Below are 22,580 nucleotides of genomic sequence, written 5' to 3' on the forward strand. Positions count from 1 at the left end.
CCAAGTCGGTGGGTCAGCGCCCCCCTCTGCCCTGCCGGGCATCTCCCCCACTTGGGGGGAGACCGGATATCACGCCGGCTTTCACCAAATTCCAACGTTGCAGGACACCGCGGGGCGCCAAAGCTGCCGATCTCCCTCCTCGTGGGGGAGATATCCGGCAGGGCAGAGGCGGCGCCGGCCCGCCAGCTTCTAAATAAGCGCCCCTCAATGCTTGAGCCTATCCCGCATCGCGTACCACAGCATTCCCAGCACATAGAGCGGCCCGCGCAAGGCCGTCCCACCTGGGAACGGCATTGGCGTCAGCGTCGAGAACAGGTCGAACCGCGACGCATCGCCGGTGATCGCTTCGGCGAGCAGCTTGCCCGACAGCGTCGACAGGATGACGCCCTTGCCGGAATAGCCATGCGCGAAATAGACCTCGCCATAGTGCCCGACATGCGGCAGCCGCGACGTCGTCACCGACACCAGCCCGCCCCAGGCGTGGTCGATGCGGCATCCCTTCAACTGCGGGAAGGTGCTTTCCATGTGCGGCCGCACGAAGCCGGCAATGTCGGCCGGCGGTGACGGTGTGTATCGTTCGCCGCCGCCGAACAGCAGGCGTCCATCCGCCGACATGCGGTAATAGTTGACGACGAAGCGTGTGTCGGACACCGCGACATTGGCGGGGATGACGTTGCGAGCGCCCTCCAGCGGCTCAGTGGCGACGATGTAGTTGCCGACCGGCATGATGCGGCTGTTGACGCGCGGCTCCAGCCCGTTGAGCAGCGCATCGCCCGCCAGCACGACATGTCTGGTACGGACCGATCCCTTTGCCGTCGAAACCCGGATCGACGGCTTCCGCTCCAGCTTCACGGCCACCGAATTCTCGTGGATGGTGACGCCGGCCGCGACGGCCGCGCGGGCAAGGCCCAGCGTGTAGTTGAAGGGATGCATGTGGCCGCCGAGCGGCTCGTACATCGCGCCATGATAAGGCGTGTCGACCTTGGCCCGCGCGTCCGCCGCCGAGAGAATCTCGACGTCGCGGAATTTCATCACGCTCTTGAGGCACCTGGCCTCTTCTTCCAGATCCCTGAGGTCGGAGCCGTTGACCGCACCGACCAGATGGCCGGTCAGCCTGAGATCACAATCGATGGCGTTGCGCTCGATGATGTCGAGCACCAGTCCGCGCGCCTCGAAGGCAAGGTCGAACAGCACCTTGGCGCGCTCAGGCCCATAGAGCTTGACCAAACCCTTGGCGCCCTTGCGCAGGCCGGGGATCATCTGGCCGCCATTGCGCCCCGACGCACCCCAACCGATCCTGCCGCCTTCGAGCAGCACCACCTTCAGGCCGCGCTCGGCAGCGTGAAGGGCGGCCGACAGCCCGGTGCAGCCGCCGCCGACGACGACCAGGTCGGCATCGACATCGCCGGCGAGCGCCGGATGGTCCGGCGCCAGATTGGCGGTGGCGACGTAGTAGGATTTGCCGATATCGAGACCGGAATTGAAACCCGTTGAAGATGCCACGGTCACACCTTCAACAACAGGTGGTCGCGTTCCCAGCTCGTCACCACGCTCTGGAACAGGTCGAGCTCGACACTCTTGACGCGCAGATAGGTCTGGAAGAAGTCTTCACCCAGCAGTTCCCGCACCGGACCGCAAGCCGTGAAGCGGTCGAGCGCTTCCTCCATGGTCTTCGGCAGCGTGCTCCTGATCTTGTAGGCGTTGCCCGAGGCTTCGGCCGAGCGCGCCAGCTTCTGCTCGACGCCGAGATAGCCGGCAAGCAGCGAACCGGCGATCGCCAGATAGGGATTGCAATCGGCGCCCGGCAACCGGTTCTCGACCCGCCTTGCGGCGCGCCCGCCCACCGGCACGCGCAGCCCGCAGGAGCGGTTGTCATGCGACCACTCGATGTTGGCCGGCGCGCTGTGGTTGGGCCGGATGCGGCGGAACGAGTTCACGTTGGGCGCGAACAGTGGCATGATTTCGGGAATATATTTCTGCAGGCCGCCGATGAAATGGCCGAACATCGTGGTGTCGGCATCGTCAGCGCTGGCGAAAAGCGCGTTGCCGGCCTCGTCGGCGACGGACATGTGCAGATGCATCGAGCTGCCGGCCTGGGCCGCGATCGGCTTGGCCATGAAGGTCGCATGCATGCCGCATCGCTGCGCGGCCTGCCGCGTAAACCGCTTGAACAAAAGCACCTGGTCGGCCAGCGGCAGTGCGTCGCCATGCAGCAGGTTGATTTCCAGCTGCGCCGTGCCCGATTCATGGATCAGGGTGTCGAGCGGCAGGCCGGCCGCCGCTGAATAGTCATAGATACGCCGGATCACCGGCTCGAACTCCTCGAGCGCCGCCATGTCATAGGGATGCTGCACGCCCTCGGCCCGGCCATTGGCGCCGACCGGGGCGGTCAGCGGCTTGTCCGGATCGGGATTGTGTGCGGTGAGATAGAATTCGAGTTCCGGCGCCACCACCGCGCGCCAGCCGCGCTGGCGGTAGAGATCGAGCACGGCGCGCAGCACATGGCGCGGCGAGGCCATCCACGGCCTGCCGTCCATGTGGAAAGCGTCGGCAAAGACATAGGCCTTGCCAGCGCCAGCGCCAGCGCCCGGCGCCAGGCACAGCGTCGAAACATCGGGCGCCATGCGCATGTCGGGGTCCGAATAGGCAAAACCCTCGTCGATAGAGCCGGAATAGCGGCCATCGATGCTGACCAGGAAGGCGCTGCTCGGCAAATAGAGCGCGCGGTCTTCCAGCGCCTTGAGGAATTTGGCCGTCGGCAGCGCCTTGCCGCGCAGCACGCCATTCATGTCGGGCACCAGGCACTCGACCTCATTGATGCCGTGCTGCGTGAGCCAGGCCTTGGGGTCGTTGATTGCGGTATTCGTGTTCTTATCAAGCATTTCGTTCATGTCCGTATCAGGGAGAGTATGGCTTGCGCGGCCACGTCCGTTCCGGGTTTCAGCGCCATCTCGGCTGCATTGTTCCTGAGGCGGGCGCGCATGGCGTCATCGGCCAGCAGGCCGAGAATGGCCCTCTCCAATCCTCCTTCGGTCCAGCCGTCACGGCCGATATGGTCGCCGACGCCGGTCTCTCCGGCGCGTTGCGCATTGTCGTGTCCGTCCCAGCAATAGGGCATGATCAGCGACGGCACGCCGAAACGCAGCGCTTCGCAAAAGCTGTTGTTGCCGCCGTGGTGGATGAACAGGTCCGACTTCGCCACCACCGAGGGCTGCGGAAACCAAGCGTCGAGATAGACATTGTCGGGCACCGCGCGATGCTGGATGAAGGCTGGGCGCCCCGGGCCCGCAAGGCCTGTGCGATGCCGATGCAATTCAGCGCGGCGCCAGAGCCCGTCTTGGAAAACAGCGCCATGGTCGGGCTGGCTTTACGCGTCAATTCATCCTCTTCAATCCGGCCGGCTGATCGCGCCGAACAGTGCGGCCCCGGGCCTGGCCGCCTGCGGTCGCCGGCTGCGAGGCGCAGGTGGACGCGAAACAGATCGGCACCCATTTCATACTTCCGGTTTTCGAGATGGTCGAGTGTATTGAGGTGTTCGCGCAACGATTGCCTCGGCCGGAAGACGCCGTCAGTTGCGGCGGCCCGCCAAAGGACGCCAGCAGCAGATTGGCCGCCATTGTCGCTGACGGTCACGGCGGCCTCGCACAACCGCGCCACCGTCATCTCGCTGCCGGCGAATTCTGGTCGTCGGAGAGTTGGCGACGGCGGCGTCATGCGGAACCTTGATGCCGCGGTCGAGCTGCTCGATGCCGCCGTCGACACGATGCAGGACGAGCGCCGCCATAAGCGCCTTGAACGTGCTGCACATCGCCTTGTCGTTAAACGGGAACGGCTCCAGGAAAAACAATGCCGCCGGGCGAAGCCCAGCGGCATCTTCTTTGACTGGCTACCGCCTTTTCAGTGACGATCCGCTACGGCGTCGTTCCCGCTTGAAGCTTGGCCGCCGTCTGGTCGATCTTGCCGGCAAGGACGCCTTGGGCCCAGGCCGTGACCTCGGCGTCGACAGGCTTGTTGGCCATGTCCGTCAGCGCCGCGTCGAGCGATGCGTCATCGGTGCCGACCGCTGCCGCGGTTGCCGCGGCCGCGGCTTCGTCGGCAGCCGCATTATCGGCGGCGACCACAGCCTGCTGAGCCGTGACATCGGCCTGCAAGGCCGATATCTGCCCAGGCAGGGCCGCCTGCTGTTCGGGTGTCATGGCGTCGATTTCGGCCTGCGACAGCGACGTCAGTGCGCTCAGCTGCGAATTCAGCGCATCCAGCTGGGCCTGGGCAGCGGCAGCCGTGGTGGCGGCCGCCGCAGCCGCGGTCTGCGCATTCTTGGCTTTCGCCGATTGTGTCACGAATGCCTGAATGGCACCGAACTTCTTGCTCTTGGAGTTCATATAGGCGTTGACGTTGCGCTGCAGCGAGTTCAGCCGGCCGAGTTTGGCGTGGATGTTCTTCTGCTTCGACGAGACTTCTGTATCGACCGTGGTGCTGGCCGTGATGTCCGTTTCCGTCTTGGCTGCCCGTCCCGGTGCCGACGACGACTTGCCGTGCGAAGCGCCGCTGTTGCCGCCACTATTCCCGTGGGTGCCGCTATTGCCGTTGCCCCCGGAATTGCCGTTGCCGCCGCCATTGCCTCCAGCATTGCCGCCGCCGTTGCCATGCCCATTGCCGGCGAGCGCTGGAGACGCCAGAAGCGCCAATGCGGCCAGCGCCGCGAACAGAGTTTTCCGGTTTGTCATGGTAATCTCCTCGGGAATCACGTTCTCGCCCACCGCTGAACCATCTGCGTATGAGAAATCGCTAATTGTACCCGGTAAACTTTAAACAAATGCGGTCGCAATCCGAGAGCGGGCGCCAAGCCGGAAACGTAAGCCACTGAAAAGCAAAGGAATTCACTGCCTTTGACTTGCGATGGCACTGAAGTCCCATGCCAGCCAGACCTTGGTCTTGTGCCGTCCGGCGCCACGCGAAACCGCAGGAAAAAGGGGGCTGAATAGGTAGGGCGATAGATAAAAGCTGAGGTCTCAGCCGATGCTTTCACCGCCGTCGATCACCAGCGCCTGGCCGGTCATGAAGGACGATCGGTCCGACACGAGAAACAGGATCGCTTCGGCGATCTCTTCGGCCACGGCCCAGCGCCCCATTGGGATTTTGGTGCGGACATAGGTTTCGATCGCCGCGCGTCCTCCCATCTGGGCGATGAATGGCTCGTTGAAGGGCGTGTCGACCCAGCCCGGGCAGAGCGCGTTGACGCGCACATTGTGCCGGGCATAGTCGAGCGACATCTGCCTGGTCATCGCCACCACGGCATGTTTCGACGTCGCATAGGCGATCATCTCGCGGTCGTAGAAGACGCCCGAATTCGAAGCCGTGTTGAGGATGACGCCGCCCCCTTGCGCGATCATCGACGGCATGACGATCCGGGCCGCGAGGAATTGCGCCCGCACATTGACCCGCCATGAGGCATCCATGCCGTCGGTCTCGACCTCGGTCAGCTTGCCGCCGACCTGGATGCCGGCATGATTGTGCAGGATGTCGATGCGCCCATGCTTTTCCAGCGTACGGATTATGAGTTGCTCAACAGCCGCGTCCTCGCCGACATCGGTGGCGATAGCCTCGGCCCGGCCGCCCATTGCCCGAATGCCTGAGGCCGTTGCCTCGCCGTTGGCCGCATCCCTGTCGGCGATGACGACCATAGCGCCTTCCCTGCCCATGATCATGGCGCCAGCACGTCCGATGCCGGAGCCGGCGCCGGTCACCACGGCAATGCGGTCTTTGAGGATCATGGAGCGGCTTTCAGTTTGATGGCCTGCGCTGGCGCAGCTGCCATTGGGCAAGCACCACGAGCAGGACGGAAGCGACGAGCACGATGGTCGCGACGGCGTTGATCTCCGGCGTCACGCCGCGCCGGATGGAGGCGAAGACATAGATCGGCAGCGTCGTCTGCGCGCCGGCGACGAAGAAGGCGACGATGAAATCGTCGAAGGAGAAGGTGAAGGCGAGCAGAAAACCGGCGACCACCGCCGGCATGATCTGCGGCAGGACGATCGAGCGGAACGTCGTCAGCGGCGTGGCGTAGAGGTCGCTCGACGCTTCGACCAGATTGCGGTCGAGGCTGCCCAGCCGCGTGCCGACGATCATCGCCACCAGCGCCATCGAGAACAGGCCATGCGCGGCGATGATCGAGCCGTAGCCGAGCGACAGGCGCGGCGGTTGGTCGCCGGGCCAGACTGAGGCGAGGAACGGATTGACGACCGCGAACAGCTGGACAAGCGCGACCAGCGTCGAGATGCCGATGACGACGCCGGGAACAACGATCGCCGCGCCGAGCAATCCGTCGAAGACGGCGCGGGTTCTGATGCCGACACGCGCCAGGCCGAGGGCTGCCGCGGTGCCGAACACCGCCGCCAGAAGGGCGCTGGTGCTGGCAATGAACAGGCTGTTCTTCAGCGCCTCGACCAGGAACGGGTTGGACAGCGCCTTGCCATACCATTGCACGGAGAAGCCGGTGAGCTCGCTGGCATGGTGGCCGGCATTGAAGGAGAACAACACGACCAGCACGATCGGCAAATAGAGGAAGGCGAAGACGGCAATGACGAAGGCGCGCATCAGATCAGGTCCACCCTGCGGGCGCCCGAGACCCGGGTCGAGATGCGGTTGGCGGCAATCAGCACCACCACCGAAACCAGCACCAGCGTGATCGCGATGGCCGACCCGAATGGCCAGTTGCGCGACTGCAGGAACAGATCGACCAGCGCATTGCCGATGAAGAAGACCTTGCCGCCGCCAAGCAACGTCGGGATCAAATATTCGCCAAGCAGCAGGATCATGACCAGCGAGAAGCCGGTCATGACGCCCGGCAGTGACAGCTTCAGGGTCACGCCCAGAAAGGTTGACAATGGCGTCGCGCCGAGATCGGCAGAGGCTTCCAGCAGCCTCCGGTCGAGCCGCTCGAGGCTGACATAGATCGGCAGGATCATCAGCGGCAGATAGCCGTAGACGATGCCGAGCAGGACGGCGCCCGGCGTGTTGATCAGCCTGACATCCTCAATGCCTGCAAAGGCGAGCAGCGCCGGTATGCCGCGTCCGCCCAGAATGTACATCCAGGCATAGGTCCGCATCAAAAGGCTCGTCCAGAATGGAATGACGACCAGCGCGAGCAGGATCAGCCGCCAGCGCTGCGGCGCCTGCAAGGCGAGGTAATAGGCGACCGGATAGGCAACGAGCAGGCAGGCAAGCGCGCCCACCGGCGCCAGCATCATCGTGTTCCAGAACGCGGTCGCCCGCGCCGGAAGATTGGCGTATTGCGCCAGCGTGAAGGCTGCCTGATAGCCGCCCTCGGGCGCCCGCTCGCCGACGCTGAACACGGCGATGGCGACGAACGGCAGCACCAGGAACACCACCAGCCATGCTGTCGCCGGCGCGAGCAGCAAGGCAGTCAGGAAATTATGCCGAAATCTGTTGCCGTGCATTTGAAAAACCGCCCCGGTACCGGCGGACATAGGCCCGCCGGTCGATTGTCTTTGTTCAGGCCAGTCTCAAGCCGATTTGAAGCGCGCCATCAGTTCGGCGCGGCCCGGATCGGTCAGCGTCGCCGCCGCGCCGAATTCGAGCGGCGTCAACAGGTCCGCCGCCGGATAGAGGATCGGATTGTCGAGCACCTCCTTGGGCAGCAGCTTGTTGACCCGCGCATCGGTCGAAGGCGCGCCATTGGCCAGGTGCTCCTTCACCGCGACCTGCGGGTTCATCAGATAGTTGAGCAAGGCATAGCCGGCAGGCTTGTTCGGCGCGTCTTTCGGGATGGCATAGAAATCGGTCCAGATCTCGCCGCCTTCCTTGCCAAGCACATAGGCGATCTCGGGAATGTCGCGATGCAGCTGCGCACCGTCATTGGTCCAGCACATCGTCATCCACGCGTCGCCCGCGCGCATGCCCGGCTGGTAGTCGGATGAGACGGCGAACAGGTGCGGCTTGACCTTCAGCAGCAACTCCTCCGCCTTGGCGAGCTCGTCCTGTTTCAGCGAATTGAACGAATAGCCGTAATATTTCAGCGCATTGCCGATGGTCGTGAGCTGGTAGTCATGCACCATGGTGCGGCTGTCGCCCTCGGCCATGGCGGTATCCCAGAATTCCTTCCAGCTCGTCATCGGCTTGGTGAGCTTCTTGGTGTTCACCGCAAAGCCTGTCGTGCCCCAGTTCTTCGGCACGGCGTAAATAGTGCCATCGATGGTACCCTCGGAGGTGAAGCGCGGATCTTCCTGGGTGCCGTCGAAATTCGGCAGCTTCGCCATCTCCAGCGCCTCGATGATGCCGAGCTTCTTGTAGGTCGAGATGGTATAATTGGTCGGCACGAACAGGCTCCAGCCCGAGGCCCCGGCCTGCAGCTTGGCCAGCATCTCCTCGTTGGAGCCGAACACGTTGACCTCGACGGCGACGCCGGTGTCCTTCTTGAAGTTCTCGAAGGTCTGCGGGTCATGGTAGTTCGGCCAGGTGGCGATCGACATGCGGTCGCCAAGGCTTTCGGCGGCGAAAGCCGGCGTCGGCATGATGCCGACCTCGCGCGCCATCACCGCCGTCGCGATGCCGAGTCCGGTGAGGCCGAGGAAGTCGCGGCGGCCGATTGAGCCACGCTTCAGGCGCATCAGTTGGTCGACGAAATTCTCGGGGCTTATCGGCAGTCCGTCACGATATGATTTCGACATGTTTGTTTACCCTCTGGTTGGTCCCGTTGTTCTTGGTTTCCGGAAACGCCAGCGGCGTTCCGGAGGCATAGCCGATGGCGACGGGTTCGCCCGGCTTGAAGAGATTGCCTTGGCCGATCAGGTGATCAGCCTTGGCGAGCAAAGTGCCGATGCCCTGGACCTCGATCGCGTATTCCGCCGTCGAGCCCAGGAAAATCCGGTTGCGAACAACGCCCTTGAGCGGACCGCTTGTCGGAGCGCCAAGGCTGAGTGATTCAGGACGCAGGCTGACCGAGACGGTCTCGCCTTGTTGCAGGGCAGTGCGCTTGCGCGCCGTAATGACGGTGCCGTCCGCCAGCGCCACGCTGACAAGATCACCCGCATGGCCGGCAACCTTGCCGGCAAGAAGATTGGTCTTGCCGACGAAATCGGCCACGAACAGGTCGGCCGGCTCGTCATAGATCTCGCTCGGCTGGCCGAGCTGGACGATGCGCCCGCCATTCATGACGCAGACGAAATCGCTCATCGACAGCGCTTCCTCCTGGTCGTGGGTGACCAGCACGAAGGTGATGCCGATCTCGCGCTGCAGGTTCTGCAGCTCGATCTGCATGTCGGTGCGCAGCTTCTTGTCGAGCGCCGCCAGCGGCTCATCGAGCAACAACACTGCCGGCTTGTTGACCAGCGCGCGCGCCAGCGCGACACGCTGCTGCTGGCCGCCGGACAGTTCGTGGATTTTGCGGCCGCCATAGCCGGCGAGTCGCACCATTTCGAGCGCTTCGCCGGACCGCCGGCCGATCTCGCGCGACGACAGCCGTGGCCTTGCCTGGCGCAGGCCATAGGAAACGTTGGCTTCCACGTCGAGATGGGGGAACAGCGCATATTGCTGGAACACCATATTGACCGGCCGCCGGTAGGGCGGCGTGCCGGCCATGTCCTGGCCGCGGATGAACACCTGGCCCTCGCTCGGCTGCTCGAAGCCACCGATCATGCGCAGGCAAGTCGTCTTGCCGCAGCCGGACGGTCCAAGCAGGGCAACGAAGGCGGACGGTGGCACGGCAAGGTCGATGCCGCTGACCGCGGTCACCGCGCCATAGCGCTTGGTGACGCCGCGAAATTCGATGTCGGGCACTGCGGTCAAGGCTGCGGGCTCCAGCGACAGGACGATGTGATTTCAAGACGCTACCAGAGCCAATGGCAGCTAGTATATACCTCGGGGGTGGTATATCTGATCTATTTTCTCATTTGAGGGGGTATGGATTGAGTGGATCCCGCAGCGACGAATACAGCCGGCTCGCCACCCTTGTCGCGGCGACGCGGGAGACGAGCGGCGACCTTTTCGGCCAAGCGATGGTCGACTGGCTGCGGCAGCATGTCGGCTTCGACCACTGCGTGATCTTCGGCTATCGCGGCGCCGCGCGCCCGTCGCTGCTGTTCGAGACGTTCACACCGGCCGAAAGCCACGTCTTCGTCGCGCTCTATCAGGAAGGGCCCTACCTGCTCGACCCGTTCCATCACGCGGCGGTCGAGCGCAAGGAAGGGTTCTGGCGCATGCGGGAACTCGCGCCTGATCGTTTCTACGCCAGCGAATATTTCCGCTCCTACTACAGCCAGACCAGGCTGGCCGAGGAAGTCGGCTTCTTCGTGCCGCTGCCGGGCAAGGACGCGCTGGTGCTGTCGCTGATGCGGCTCAGCACTTCCGGCCCGTTCGGCACCGCCGATGCCAGGCTGCTGCGCGACATGGCGCCGACCGTGATCAGCTTCATCCGATTGCGCTGGCCTGCCCTTCCCGCCGACGAGCCGGCCGAGACGAAGCAGGACGAGGAAATAGCCGCGGTCAACGAGTTCGACCGCGCCCATATCTGGAAAAGCCTGTCGCTGACGCCGCGCGAAAAACACGTCGTCGACCTTGTGCTGCAGGGACACTCCACGGAATCGATTGCCAGGGCCATGCGCATCGTGCCGGGAACGGTGAAGGTCCATCGCCGCAACATCTACCGCAAGCTCAAGATCAAGTCGCAGGCCGGCCTTTTCGCCCGCTTCGTCGAGATCATCGACGCGCGGATCCGATGATTCCCGCAGGCCGCTGACTACCCTCGGATCCCGGCTGTTGACCCGGCTTCCCAGGAGCCGGTCTCAGCCATCCGCTTCAGCAAAGGCGCTGGCTTGAAAACATCCTTGCCGGTCCGCTCGTGCCAATATTCGAGCCGCTCGACGATCCTGGCCCCGCCTTCCAGGCCGGCCCAGAACATCGGACCGCCCTTGCCGACGGGAAAGCCGTAGCCATTGACCCAGACGACATCGATGTCGGAGGCGCGGGCAGCAATCCCTTCCTCCAGTATCTTCGCCCCCTCGTTGACCAGGGGATAGAGGGTGCGCTCGATGAGCTCGTCGGCGCTGATCGTGCGCGGCGCGATGCCCTTCTCGGCTGCCTTGTCACGGATCAGCGCCTCGACCTCGGGATCGGGTACCGGCGTGCGCGAACCGTTCTCGTAGAGATAGAAGCCACGGCCGGTCTTCTGACCGAAACGGCCCTGTTCGCACAGCGTGTCGGCGATGACGGCCGTCAGGCCGCGCGCCTTGCGGTTGCGCCAGCCGATGTCGAGGCCGGCCAGGTCGCCCATCTGGAACGGCCCCATCGGCCAGCCGAAATCGGTGAATGCCTTGTCGATCTGGGTGGGAGCCGCGCCCTCCAGCAGCAGCGCTTCCAATTCCGAGCCACGCGCCGCCAGCATGCGGTTGCCGACGAAGCCGTGGCAGACGCCGACGACGACAGCCACCTTGCCGATCCGCCTCGCCAGATCGACCACGGTCGCCAGCGCATCCGGCGCGGTCTTTTGCGCTCGCACGATCTCCAGCAGCTTCATGACGTTGGCCGGCGAGAAGAAATGCAGGCCGAGCACATCCTGCGGCCGCGAGGTCGAGGCGGCGATCTCGTCGATGTCGAGATAGGAGGTGTTGGTGGCAAGGATAGCGCCAGGTTTCGCCACTGCGTCGAGCTTGCCGAAGATTTCTTTCTTGACCGCCATGTCCTCGAACGCCGCCTCGATAATCAGGTCGCAATCCGCGAGATCGGCATGGTCGATCGAGCCTTTGAACTGACCGAGCCGCTGCCGCTTGGCGCCTTCGCTCAAGGAGCGGCGCGCGACCGAGACGGCATAGTTCTTCTCGATCGTCGCCAGCCCCCGCTGCAACGCTTCCTGGCTGGCTTCCAGCAAGGTGACGGGAAAGCCGCCATTGGCGAAAGCCATGGCGATGCCGCCGCCCATCGTGCCGGCGCCGATAACGCCGACGCGGGCGATCCTGCGCTTGACGACATTGCCGGGAAGCTTGGCCGCCTCGCGTTCTGCGAAGAACAGATGCCGCTGCGCGCGCGACTGGTCGCTGGCGACGAGCTTGACGAACAGCGCCCGCTCCGCCGCCAGCGCCCCGTCGAAGGGCAGCGTGACGGCATTGCGCACCGCCTGTGCACAGGCGATCGGCGCTTCCAGGCCACGCGCCTTCCCAGCCAAATCCGCCGCCTCGGCATCGAAGGCCGCCAGGTCGGTTCCGCGAAGCAGCTCATCGCGGTCGCGCACCGGCGTGAAGGGACCACCCTTGCGGGCTATTTCGCGGACGAAGTTCACGGCGCGGGTGGTCAGATCGCCCGCGAAGACGGCGTCGACCAGGCCGGCCCCGTGCGCCTCATCCGCGCCGATCGGTGTGCCGGAAACGATCATCTTCAATGCCTTGGCGGCGCCAACCAGGCGCGGCAGCCGCACCGTCCCGCCGCCACCGGGCAGGATGCCGAGCTTCACCTCGGGCAGGCCGAGCTTTGCGCCTTGATCGGCAACGCGGAAATGGCAGCCGAGCGCCAGTTCCAGCCCGCCGCCGAGCGCGGTACCGTGGATGGCGGTGACCGTCGGCTTGGCAATGGCTTCCAGCACCGCCACGATGGCACGCAGGTCGGGCTGTCGCACCGGCTTGCCGAATTCGGTGATGTCGGCACCGGCGACAAAGGTCCGGCCGGCGCAAGCAATGACGATTGCCGCGACCGATGCGTCATCGCGCAAAGCGACCAAAGCCTGCATCAGCGGTTCGCGGACGTGGAAACTCAACGCGTTTACCGGCGGATTGTCGATGGTGACGATGGCGACGCCACTCTCATTCGCGACGCTGACAGAACTGGACAAGTGGAGGCCTCCCAAGACCGGCTGAGATCGGGGACCGGTTTACAAGGCCACGCCGCGAATGGGAACCGGCTGGTCCAACGGTTGGCCCGACAGGCTGAGGTCGCGCCCTAGACGTTGCGGTCAGCGCACCGCCTTCTCGCCGCCCGCAGCCGTGATCACCCCTACGATGATCAGCCCGGTCAGCAAGAGGCGCACGCCGGCGCTGACGCCGAATGTGTTGAGCATGGTGAGCAGCAGCACTAGGAACAGCGCCGCCCCCCAGACGCCGGGCACATTGGCCTTGCCGCCGGCCACCGACGTGCCGCCGATAACGACCACGGCGATCGAAGCGAGCAGGTATTCATTGCCGATGTCGACATTGGCGCCGCGAAAATAGCCGGCGAGCAGCGCGCCGTCGATGCCGCCGAGCGCCCCCGAAAGCGTGTAGGTGAGGAAGCGGATGCGCCCGACCTTGACGCCGGCGAGCCAAGCGGCACGGATGTTCTGGCCGATCGCCAGCACCGAGCGGCCGTAGATCATGCGCTGCAAGGCGATGGCCGCACCGATGGTGAACAGCACGGTGAGGATCGCCAGCACGGGAATGCCGAGCACCTGCCAGTTGGTGAAATCGGCGAAGCCGGGCGGCGGCTTGATCTGCAGCCCGCGCCCATAGCTGATGTCGACCGACTGGATGATGAAGCTCGCCGACAGCGTCGCGATGATCGGCGGGATGCGCAGCGCCCAGATCAAGAGATAGTTGATGACGCCGATCGCGGCACCACAGGCGAGCGCCGCCAGCAGTCCGACCACGATCATGGCATCGCTGCCGCCCATCACCTTCATGGCAACCGCGCTTGCCAAGCCGATATTGGCCGGCAGCGACAGGTCGACATTGCCGGGCCCGAGCGTGATGACGAACATCTGGCCGACGCCGACGATGACGGTGAAAACGGCAAGCGACAATGCGGCCGTGACCATGCCGCCGCCGCCATAGCCGCCGGTGAAGGCGACCGTCGCCAGCCACACCAGCAGCGCGCCGACAAACGACCAGATCCAGGGTTTTGTGAGCAGCGTTTTAAGCGAAGCCATCGCTCACCTTTCCCTGCGGCTGATCAGCACGCGCGCCGCCAGCACGATGATCAGGATGGCGCCGTTGGCGGCCACCTGCCAGTCGGGCGGAATGTGCATGAAGGTGAGCAGCGGCGAGGCGGCCAGCGCCAGCGTCAGCGCGCCGATGACAGCACCGATCGGCGAGACCCGGCCGCCGACGAACTCGCCGCCGCCGAGGATGACGCCGGCGATGGCCAGCAGCGTGTAGCCATTGCCGATATTGGCATCCGCCGAGGTGGTGATGCCGATCAGCGCCATGCCCGACAGCACGCCGAAAAGACCGGCCAGCGCGAACAGCACGATCTTGGTCTTGAGCAGCGACCAGCCGGCGCGTCGCAGCGCCGCCGGATTGCCGCCGGACCCGCGCAGGATCACGCCGTAGGAGGTGCGCATCAAACCAAAATGCACGACCGCGGCGATCAGCAGCGCGGCGATGATCGGAAACGGAATGAAGGGCGGCTTGAAGGACATGATCGCCAGCAACCAGTCCGGCGCCTTGCCGCCGGGTTTGGGCAGGACGAGGATGGCCAGCCCCTGCCAGACGAAACTCATGCCGAGCGTCACCACGATCGAGGGCAGGTTGCGCATGTGGATCAGCGCGCCGAGCAGCGCATAAATGCCGATCGACCCGACGAGAATGAGGACGCCGATGAGCGGTGCGTCCTTCAGCCAGGTCGCGGTGACGCAGCCGACAAAGCCGACAAAGGTGCCGATCGAGAGGTCGAGCTCGTTGCCGGCGATGACGAACATCTGCGCGATCGTCGCCAGCGCGATCGGAATCGCCAGGTTCAGCATCAGGCTGAAGCCGAAATAGCTGATGGCGCGCGGGTTGAGCCAGGCGATTGCCGCCAATACCAGCGCCAGCGACAGCGCCGGCAGCAGGCCACGCAACAGCCGCGCCCGCGCCGCCGCATTGCGTGCCGCCGACCCCTTGAAGCCATTGTCCATTGGCGTCGCCGTCATTTCAGGCCGCATCGCCGAAGGAGGACTGGATGATCTTCTCCTCGGTCAGCTCGTCGCGCCTCAAATTGGCGACGATGCGGCCGTTCTTGAAGACATAGATGTGGTCGCAATTGTCGAGCTCTTCGGTTTCGGTCGTGTACCAGAGGAAGGTGCGGCCGCGACCCGCTTCTTCGCGCACGAGGTCGTAGACCTCCAGCTTCGTGCCGATGTCGACGCCGCGCATCGGATCGTCCATCAGCACGATTTCGGCATCGGAGCCCAGTGCGCGGGCAAACAGGGCCTTCTGCTGGTTGCCGCCCGACAGCGAGAAGATGTTGTTGTTCATGTCGGGCGTGCGGATGCCGATCTTCTTCTTCCAGGCATCGGCGAGCTCCGCCTCGCGCCGCGGCGAGATCAGCAACCCGTTGCGCAGACGCCCCAGCGAGCGGATGCCGATATTCCGCGCAATCGACCATTGCGGGAAAATACCGTCCGACTGGCGGTCGCCCGCCACCAGCGCCACCGGCGCCGTGACCTCGATGCCGGCCTTGGCGCGCGCGGCGGCATTAAAGATCCGCAGTAGCAAGTCGGTCTGTCCGTGCCCGGCCAGCCCGGCAAGGCCGATGATCTCACCCGCGCGGGCGACAAGGTCCTTACCGTCAGTCTGCCCGGCGGGCCGCGCCCGGACGCGCAGCGGACTGGCGCCTGGCTTGGCGGCAGCCGCCTGTGCGGCGATCTTCTCGCGCGCCTCGGCTCCGCCCATCACCGTCACCAGCCGGTCGCGATCGAAGGCACCAGCCGCGTCCGACGCCACCACCTTGCCGTCGCGCATCACGACGATGCGGTCGGCGTTCCGCAACACTTCACCCAGCACGTGCGAGATCAGGATGCAGCTTTTGCCGCCGGCGACGAAGCGGCGCACGAAAGCCAGCAGCTGGCCGGCCGTGTGCGCGTCGAGCGACGAGGTCGGCTCGTCAAGGATGACCAGGTCGAGCCGGTCCTGTGTCACCGTGAAGGCGCGCGCCACCTCGACCATCTGGCGCCGGCCGATCGAGAGATCGCCGACAATGTCCAAGGCCGAGATGCCGTGGTCCGGGAAGATCTCATCGAGCTTGGCGGCGATCAGCTCGGCCGCCCTGCGCTGCCAGCCGAAGCCGGAGAGCGAAGCATGGTTGATGCGCGTGTTTTCGGCGACGCTGAGATTGGGACAGAGCGAGAGCTCCTGGAACACGCAGCGTATGCCGAGCTGCTGCGCTCGCGACACCGAGTAGTTCTCTTCGATACCGCCATGCACCCCGATCGTCCCGCTGTCGGGCGTCGAGGTGCCGGCCACCATGTGCATCAGCGTCGACTTGCCGGCGCCGTTATGGCCGACGAGGCCGACGCATTCGCCGGATCCGACATGGAAATCCACCCCGCCCAGCGCCCTGACGGCGCCGAAATGCTTTTCGGCACCGTCAAGTCTTACGATGTCAATATTGGCGGCGCCGAATTGTTTTTCGGCGCCGCTCAGTCTGATGACGTCCGTATTGCCTGCAGCCATGCTCAACGATATCCGTTCAGTGGTGCGCGCGGCAACGCGTGTGCGACTTTCACTTGATATTGGCTTTGATCGCCGCGATGGCATCTTCCTGCGTGTATTCGTGGGTGGCGACACCGCCCTCCTTGATCTTCGGCAGGGCCGCCTCGAAATCGTCTTGGGTGAAGGCGAGATACGGCACCAGCAGATCGTGCGGGATGTCCTTGCGGCCATCGAGCACCTGCTGCGCCACCCAGAAGGCGAGCGTCGACACGCCAGGCGCGATCGAGGCCGACCAGGTCTGGTAGCCGTCCTTGTCCTTCTGTTCCTTCCACCACTTCAATTCGTCCTGCCGGTTGCCCATGATGATGGTCGGGCGCGGCTTGTTGGCGGCGGCGAAGGCTTGCGCGGCGCCATAGCCGTCGCCGCCCTGGTCGACGATGCCGACGATGTCGGGCAGCGACGGCAGGATGGTCGCCACCGCCTTCTGCGCCGTGGTCTGGTCCCAGTCACCGGTGACCGAGCCGACGATCTTGAACTCGGGATGGGCGGCAACGCCCTCGAGGATACCGGCATGGATGGCGTCGTCGATCGAAGTGCCGGCCAGGCCTCGGATTTCAAGCAGATTGCCGCCCTTGGGCTGGAACTTGGCCATATGCTCGACTTCCTGCTTGCCCATGTCCTTGAAGTCGACGACGACGCGGTAGGCGCAAGGCTCGGTTACGGTGCCGTCGAAGGAAACGACGGTGATGCCAGCGTCGCAGGCCTGCTTGATGGCGCCGTTGAGCGCATCCGGCGAGGCGGCGTTGATGACGATGGCGTCATAGCCCTGCAGGATCAGGTTCTGCACCTGAGCGGCCTGGGTCGGCACCTCCTTGTCGGCGGTGGTGAAGACATCGGCCGCGCCGACGATCTTGTCGTCGACCGCCTTCTTGGTGACGATGCCGTAGCTGTCGAGCATCGCCTGCCGCCACGAATTGCCGGCGTAATTGTTGGAGAACGCGATCTTCTTGCCGCTGGTGTCGGCCAAAGCCGTACCTGCTGCGAGCACCGCCGCAAGCGTGCTGAGAACCAATAGCTTCTTCATGTGATACTCCTCCCGAGAGTTGCTGATCAGTTTGATTGTCGACGATTTCGCGGTTGCGATCCTGTTTTTTATCTATTGTCAGACAAAAGTGCAGAAGGCCGGCGGGCTGTCAACCGCAATCCGATGTACGCCGGCGATCAACTTGCGGTGCGCTGATTGAAATGGCTCCGGTTGATGGCTAGGCATACGGGCCAGGAGAGCGAACAAGCATGACGCCGACTGTGCCGCCGGGCGCACCGGGAATTCCCGCGCGCTGGACCTCTAGTGCCAAGAGCGGCGTCGGATCGGCGCTTTCGCCGTCCAGTCGCGTCTGGTTCACCATCAGCCACGGCATCCTGAACGAGGTGTACTATCCGCGCGTCGACAGCGCTTGCACGCGCGACCTCGGCCTGATCGTCACCCGCAGGGATGGATATTTCTCCGAGGAGAAGCGGGATGCCGCGCACGGCATCGAGCCGTTCGAGGACGGCGTGCCCGCCTACAGGCTGGCCAACACGGCCGATGACGGCGCCTACCGGATCGAGAAGCGCATTCTGGCCGATCCGGCGCGCCCGACCTTGCTGCAGGAAATCACCTTCAACCCGCTGAAGGGCTCCGTCGCCGACTACCGCGTCTACGCGCTTCTGGCGCCGCATCTGGTCAATGCCGGCATGGGCAACACCGCCTGGGTCGGCGAGTACCAGGGAAAGCCTGTCCTGTTTGCCTCGGGGCGCGGCATCTGCCTGGCGCTGGCCTCGTCGCTGTCCTGGCGGGATTGTTCGGCCGGCTATGTCGGCTTCTCCGACGGTTGGCAGCAATTGAACCATGCCGGCAAGCTCGATCCGGCTTGGCGGCGCGCCGAGGACGGCAATGTAGCGCTGACCGGCGAGATCGGTTTCACCGCCCTCAACACAAAGGCAGTGTTGGCGTTGGGTTTTGGCGCGACTCCAGACGAAGCGGCCGAAAACGCCTTCGCCAGCCTGAAACGGGGTTTTGAACCGACGGCGAAATCCTATGTCGAAAAATGGCGCGAATGGCAGGCGGGGCTGCTCCCACTGGACCGCGACCGCACGCCCGGGGTGCCGGGAGTAAACAGCTACCGCGTCTCCACCGCGATGCTGGCCACCCACCGGTCATCGGCCATGCCGGGCGCGGCGGTGGCCAGCCTGTCGATTCCGTGGGGGTTCGACAAAGGTGACGACGATCTCGGCGGCTATCACCTGGTCTGGCCGCGCGACCTGGCCGAAACGGCGGGCGGCTATCTCGCCGCCGGCGATGCCGCTTCGGCACTGCAGATCCTGGAATACCTCCGCTCCATCCAGCAGCCGGACGGCCATTGGCCGCAGAACGCCTGGCTCGACGGCTCCGCCTATTGGCCCGGCATCCAGATGGACGAATGCGCCTTCCCCATGCTGCTGGCCGATGCCCTGCATCGCGCTGGCCACCTGCCGACTGCCAGGCTCAGGGCCTTCCTGCCGATGATTGAGCGCGCGGCGTCCTATGTCGTGCGCAATGGTCCCGTCACCGGCGAGGACCGCTGGGAAGAAGACGCCGGCTACAGCCCGTTCACGCTGGCCGTCGAGATTGCGGCACTGCTTGCCGGCGCCGACCTGCTCGATGCCTGCGGCAAGCGGGACGCGGCAAGCTATCTGCGCGAGACCGCCGACTGCTGGAACGACCAGGTCGAGCGCTGGACTTATGTCACCGGCACCGCCATCTGCAGGGCCGTGGGCGTCGGCGGCTACTACGTCCGCATCGCGCCGCCCGACAGCGCCGATGCCGGCTCGCCGAAGGATGGCTATGTCCCGATCAAGAACCGGCCGCCCGGCGACACGGAACGGCCGGTCGAAGAAATCGTCAGCCCGGACGCACTGGCCCTGGTGCGCTTTGGCCTGAGGGCCGCCGACGATCCGCGCATCGTCGGCACCGTCAAGGCCATCGACGCGCAGTTGCGCTGCGAGCTGCCGCAAGGACCGCTCTGGTACCGCTACAACAGCGACGGCTATGGTGAACACGAGGATGGCTCGCCCTTCGACGGCACCGGCCAGGGCCGGCCGTGGCCGCTGCTCGCCGGCGAACGCGCCCATTACGAGCTGGCGGCTGGGCGCAAGGACAAGGCAGCCAGCCTGCTCGATGCGCTGGAACGGTCGGCCGGACCCGGCGGCCTGCTGCCCGAACAGGTCTGGGACGGCGCCGATATTCCTGAGCGCGAACTGTTGTATGGCAAGCCATCAGGCAGCGCCATGCCGCTGGTCTGGGCGCATTCCGAACATATCAAGCTGTTGCGCTCGCTGCGCGACGGCGCCGTCTTCGACATGCCGCCGCAAGGCGTGAGGCGCTACATCGAGGACAACACCGTTTCGCCATTCAGGACATGGCGCTTCAACAACAAGATCCGCGCGCTGCCGGCCGGCAAGACGCTGCGTATCGAATTGCTGGCAGCAGCCACTGTCCACTGGAGCACCGACAGTTGGGCAACCGCCCACGACAGCCAGACGGGGGAGAACGCTTTCGGCATCCACCTTGTCGATCTGCCCACGGCCAGCCTCCCCGGCGGAAGCACGCTGATCTTCACTTTTTTCTGGCCCGGAACCGGCGATTGGGAGAATGTCGACTTCTCCGTCATGTCAGGCGTTCAGGACAGCCAGTAGATCCTTCCTCGACAAACCCAGCAAATCTCTAGGAAACAGGACGAAACCATGCAGATCGGAATGATGGGACTGGGCCGGATGGGCGCCAACATGGTGCGGCGCTTGATGCGCGACGGCCACGAATGCGTCGTCTACGACATCAATCCGGCCAGCGTCGCGGCGCTGGTGAGCGACGGCGCGTCCGGAGCAGCCTCGATGGCGGAATTCGTCGGCAAGCTCGCCAAGCCGCGCTGCGTGTGGCTGATGCTGCCGGCGGCGATCACCGGCAAGATCATCGATCAGGTCGCGGCGCTGATGGAGCCTGGCGACATCGTCATCGACGGCGGAAATTCCTACTATCACGACGCTGTCGATCAGGCCGCGAAACTGGCCGCCAAGGGCATCCACCTTGTCGATGTCGGCACCAGCGGCGGTGTCTGGGGCCTGGAACGCGGCTACTGCCTGATGATCGGCGGCCCCGACGTGGCGGTGCAGCACCTCGATTCGGTCTTTGCCACGCTGGCGCCTGGCGCCGATGCCGGCGCGCCCACCCCGGACAAGACCGCCGGCACCGCGCCCTATGGCTACCTGCATTGCGGACCGAGCGGCGCCGGCCACTTCGTCAAGATGGTGCACAACGGCATCGAATATGGCGTCATGGCCGCCTATGCCGAAGGCATGAACATCCTGAAGTCGGCCAATGCCGGCAAGCGGCAGCGTATGGCGGACGCCGAGACCAGCCCGCTGGAAAACCCGCAATACTACCAGTTCGACGTCGACCTGCCGCAGGTGGCCGAGGTGTGGCGACATGGCAGCGTCATCGGCTCCTGGCTGCTCGATCTCACCGCCGGCGCGCTGAAGAGCGATCCGGGTCTGGCGCAATTCGGCGGCCGGGTCTCGGATTCCGGCGAGGGGCGCTGGACGCTGAAGGCGGCGATCGACACCGGCGTCCCGGCGCCGGTGCTGTCCTCGGCCCTGTTCGATCGTTTCTCCTCGCAAGGCGAATCCGAATTCGCCGACAAGCTGTTGTCCGCCATGCGTTATGCCTTCGGCGGTCACATCGAAAAGCCGAAGGACGGCAAGTGACGGCGGCAGGGGAGACGCAGGCATGAGCCAGGAACGGTCCGACACGCTGGTGCTCTTCGGAGCGACCGGCGACCTCGCCCACAAGAAGATATTTCCAGCGCTTTACCAGATGATCGCCAAGGGCACGCTTACCGAACCGGTGATCGGCGTCGCCTTCGATGCCTGGGATTTGAGGCAATTGCAGGACCGGGCTCGCGACGGCATCGTCAGCGCGCTCGGCGCCATCGATGAGAAGGTGTTCGCCAAGCTGGCGTCGCTGCTGCGCTATGTCAGCGGCGACTATCGCGATCCGGCCACGTTCGAGAAGCTGAAGACGGCACTCGGCAGCGCCCAGCGGCCGCTGCACTACATGGCGGTGCCGCCGTCCATGTTCGAGACAGTCGTGCAAGGCCTGGAGCAGTCGGGCACCGCGCATGGCGCGCGGCTGATGGTGGAAAAGCCCTTCGGCCACGATCTGCAGTCGGCGCGCTGGCTGAACCGCGTGCTGCACCTCGTGTTCGACGAACAGTCGATCTTCCGCATCGACCACTATCTCGGCAAGGAAGCGATCCAGAACCTGCTCTATTTCCGCTTCGCCAACGCCCTGCTCGAGCCGATCTGGAACCGCAATTACGTCGAGAGCGTCCAGATCACCATGGCCGAGGACTTCGGCGTCGAAGGCCGTGGCCGCTTCTACGACGATGTCGGCGCTATCCGCGACGTCATCGAGAACCATCTGCTCAACATCCTGCTGCTCCTGGCCATGGAGCCGCCGGTCGGCCGCTCCGCCGACGACCTGATCGACGAGAAGGTGCAGGTGCTGCGCGCCATCCGGACATTGACGAAAGACGATGTCGTGCGCGGCCAGTTCACCGGCTATCTCGCCGAGCCCGGCGTGGCGCCGAACTCGCCGGTCGAGACCTTCGCAGCGGTGCGCTTCTTCGTCGACACCTGGCGCTGGCAGGACGTGCCGTTCTTCATCCGCGCCGGCAAGAACATGCCGGTGCATGTCACCGAGGTGGTGGTGCGGCTGAAGCGGCCGCCGCTCGACGTCTTCGATCCGATCAAGCCCACCGACCAGAATTACGTCCGTTTTCGCATCGACCCGCAGGTGACGATCGCCATCGGTGCCCAGCGCAAGGCGCCCGGCGACGACATGACCGGCGAGCAGGTGGAACTGACCGCGCTTGACGATTCCAAGGGCGACATGCCGCCCTATGAACGGCTGATCGGCGACGCAATGAACGGCAATGGCCAGCTCTTCACCCGCCAGGACGCCGCCGAACTGGCCTGGCGCATCGTCGGTCCGGTGCTCGGCGACACCGCGCCGCCGCATCTTTACGAGCCGAAGACGTGGGGACCGGCGGACGCCATGGCCGGCTTCGGGCCGCCCAATGGCTGGATTGATCCGGTGGCATGAACGGAGAGGAA

18 protein-coding genes and 1 pseudogene are annotated in these 22,580 nt (G+C 64.9%); 5 read left to right on the plus strand and 14 right to left on the minus strand.

From position 1 onward, the window contains the following. Positions 1-204 precede the first annotated feature (204 nt). The 3 genes and pseudogenes from FJ960_RS22020 to FJ960_RS22030 all read right to left on the minus strand — a co-directional run. A complete protein-coding gene (locus tag FJ960_RS22020) occupies positions 205-1,503 on the minus strand; it encodes an FAD-binding oxidoreductase (protein WP_140716749.1) in 1,299 nt (432 codons plus the stop codon). A gap of 2 nt (positions 1,504-1,505) precedes the next feature. Then, a complete protein-coding gene (locus tag FJ960_RS22025) occupies positions 1,506-2,882 on the minus strand; it encodes a glutamine synthetase family protein (protein WP_140716751.1) in 1,377 nt (458 codons plus the stop codon). Positions 2,883-2,887: 5 nt separating this feature from the next. Beyond that, a pseudogene (locus FJ960_RS22030) lies at positions 2,888-3,259 on the minus strand (nucleotide disphospho-sugar-binding domain-containing protein); the annotation flags it as partial. Positions 3,260-3,616: 357 nt separating this feature from the next. Here FJ960_RS22030 and FJ960_RS22040 point away from each other — a divergent pair. Next, positions 3,617-3,904: a hypothetical protein gene (locus tag FJ960_RS22040; RefSeq protein ID WP_140510267.1), complete on the plus strand. Its 288-nt coding sequence runs from the start codon at positions 3,617-3,619 to the stop codon at positions 3,902-3,904. A gap of 7 nt (positions 3,905-3,911) precedes the next feature. On the opposite strand, the gene FJ960_RS22045 is transcribed toward FJ960_RS22040, so the two are convergent. The 6 genes from FJ960_RS22045 to FJ960_RS22070 form a co-directional block, all read right to left on the minus strand. Continuing rightward, positions 3,912-4,727, minus strand: coding sequence for a hypothetical protein (locus FJ960_RS22045; RefSeq protein ID WP_140716753.1), 816 nt, complete (start codon positions 4,725-4,727; stop codon positions 3,912-3,914). Between the two features lie 285 nt (positions 4,728-5,012). Further along, the gene (locus FJ960_RS22050) at positions 5,013-5,774 is read right to left on the minus strand and encodes a glucose 1-dehydrogenase (protein WP_140716755.1); all 762 of its coding nucleotides are present in this window, start codon (positions 5,772-5,774) and stop codon (positions 5,013-5,015) included. Positions 5,775-5,784: 10 nt separating this feature from the next. Next, on the minus strand, positions 5,785-6,597 hold the full coding sequence (locus FJ960_RS22055; RefSeq protein ID WP_140716757.1) for an ABC transporter permease: 813 nt from the start codon (positions 6,595-6,597) through the stop codon (positions 5,785-5,787). Further along, positions 6,597-7,460, minus strand: a complete 864-nt coding sequence (locus tag FJ960_RS22060) for an ABC transporter permease (protein WP_140716759.1) — start codon at positions 7,458-7,460, stop codon at positions 6,597-6,599. The genes FJ960_RS22055 and FJ960_RS22060 overlap by 1 nt, the downstream gene beginning before the upstream one ends. Before the next feature lie 66 nt (positions 7,461-7,526). Beyond that, positions 7,527-8,690 (minus strand): spermidine/putrescine ABC transporter substrate-binding protein, encoded by a 1,164-nt coding sequence (locus FJ960_RS22065; RefSeq protein WP_140716761.1) that lies wholly within the window; start codon positions 8,688-8,690, stop codon positions 7,527-7,529. Then, positions 8,671-9,807, minus strand: a complete 1,137-nt coding sequence (locus FJ960_RS22070; RefSeq protein WP_140510256.1) for an ABC transporter ATP-binding protein — start codon at positions 9,805-9,807, stop codon at positions 8,671-8,673. The genes FJ960_RS22065 and FJ960_RS22070 overlap by 20 nt, the downstream gene beginning before the upstream one ends. A gap of 119 nt (positions 9,808-9,926) precedes the next feature. Between FJ960_RS22070 and FJ960_RS22075 the strand changes: the two genes are divergently transcribed. Continuing rightward, a complete protein-coding gene (locus tag FJ960_RS22075; RefSeq protein ID WP_140510254.1) occupies positions 9,927-10,739 on the plus strand; it encodes a LuxR C-terminal-related transcriptional regulator in 813 nt (270 codons plus the stop codon). Positions 10,740-10,756: 17 nt separating this feature from the next. Here FJ960_RS22075 and FJ960_RS22080 read toward each other — a convergent pair whose 3' ends face one another. From FJ960_RS22080 to FJ960_RS22100, 5 genes are all read right to left on the minus strand, one after another. Then, positions 10,757-12,838, minus strand: coding sequence for a 3-hydroxyacyl-CoA dehydrogenase NAD-binding domain-containing protein (locus tag FJ960_RS22080; protein WP_140716763.1), 2,082 nt, complete (start codon positions 12,836-12,838; stop codon positions 10,757-10,759). Between the two features lie 120 nt (positions 12,839-12,958). After that, positions 12,959-13,906 carry an ABC transporter permease gene (locus tag FJ960_RS22085; RefSeq protein ID WP_140716765.1) on the minus strand — a complete coding sequence of 316 codons (948 nt, stop codon included), beginning with the start codon at positions 13,904-13,906 and terminating at the stop codon, positions 12,959-12,961. 3 nt (positions 13,907-13,909) lie between these two features. Continuing rightward, positions 13,910-14,875, minus strand: a complete 966-nt coding sequence (locus FJ960_RS22090; protein ID WP_246672902.1) for an ABC transporter permease — start codon at positions 14,873-14,875, stop codon at positions 13,910-13,912. Positions 14,876-14,891: 16 nt separating this feature from the next. Continuing rightward, positions 14,892-16,412 (minus strand): sugar ABC transporter ATP-binding protein, encoded by a 1,521-nt coding sequence (locus FJ960_RS22095; protein ID WP_246672899.1) that lies wholly within the window; start codon positions 16,410-16,412, stop codon positions 14,892-14,894. 49 nt (positions 16,413-16,461) lie between these two features. Continuing rightward, a complete protein-coding gene (locus tag FJ960_RS22100) occupies positions 16,462-17,475 on the minus strand; it encodes an ABC transporter substrate-binding protein (RefSeq protein ID WP_027144586.1) in 1,014 nt (337 codons plus the stop codon). 209 nt (positions 17,476-17,684) lie between these two features. Here FJ960_RS22100 and FJ960_RS22105 point away from each other — a divergent pair, with 209 nt between their 5' ends. Genes FJ960_RS22105 through zwf form a run of 3 tightly spaced genes read left to right on the plus strand, consistent with a single transcriptional unit; the run spans position 17,685 to position 22,569 of the window. After that, a complete protein-coding gene (locus FJ960_RS22105; RefSeq protein WP_140716769.1) occupies positions 17,685-20,105 on the plus strand; it encodes a glucan 1,4-alpha-glucosidase in 2,421 nt (806 codons plus the stop codon). A 48-nt stretch (positions 20,106-20,153) separates the two neighbouring features. After that, positions 20,154-21,170 carry a phosphogluconate dehydrogenase (NAD(+)-dependent, decarboxylating) gene (gene gnd, locus FJ960_RS22110; protein WP_140716771.1) on the plus strand — a complete coding sequence of 339 codons (1,017 nt, stop codon included), beginning with the start codon at positions 20,154-20,156 and terminating at the stop codon, positions 21,168-21,170. 22 nt (positions 21,171-21,192) lie between these two features. Continuing rightward, a complete protein-coding gene (gene zwf, locus FJ960_RS22115) occupies positions 21,193-22,569 on the plus strand; it encodes a glucose-6-phosphate dehydrogenase (protein WP_140716773.1) in 1,377 nt (458 codons plus the stop codon). The last annotated feature ends 11 nt before the right edge of the window (positions 22,570-22,580 follow it).

Origin of the sequence: Mesorhizobium sp. B2-3-11, assembly GCF_006442215.1 — a bacterium.
Classification (GTDB): Bacteria; Pseudomonadota; Alphaproteobacteria; order Rhizobiales; family Rhizobiaceae; genus Mesorhizobium; species Mesorhizobium salmacidum.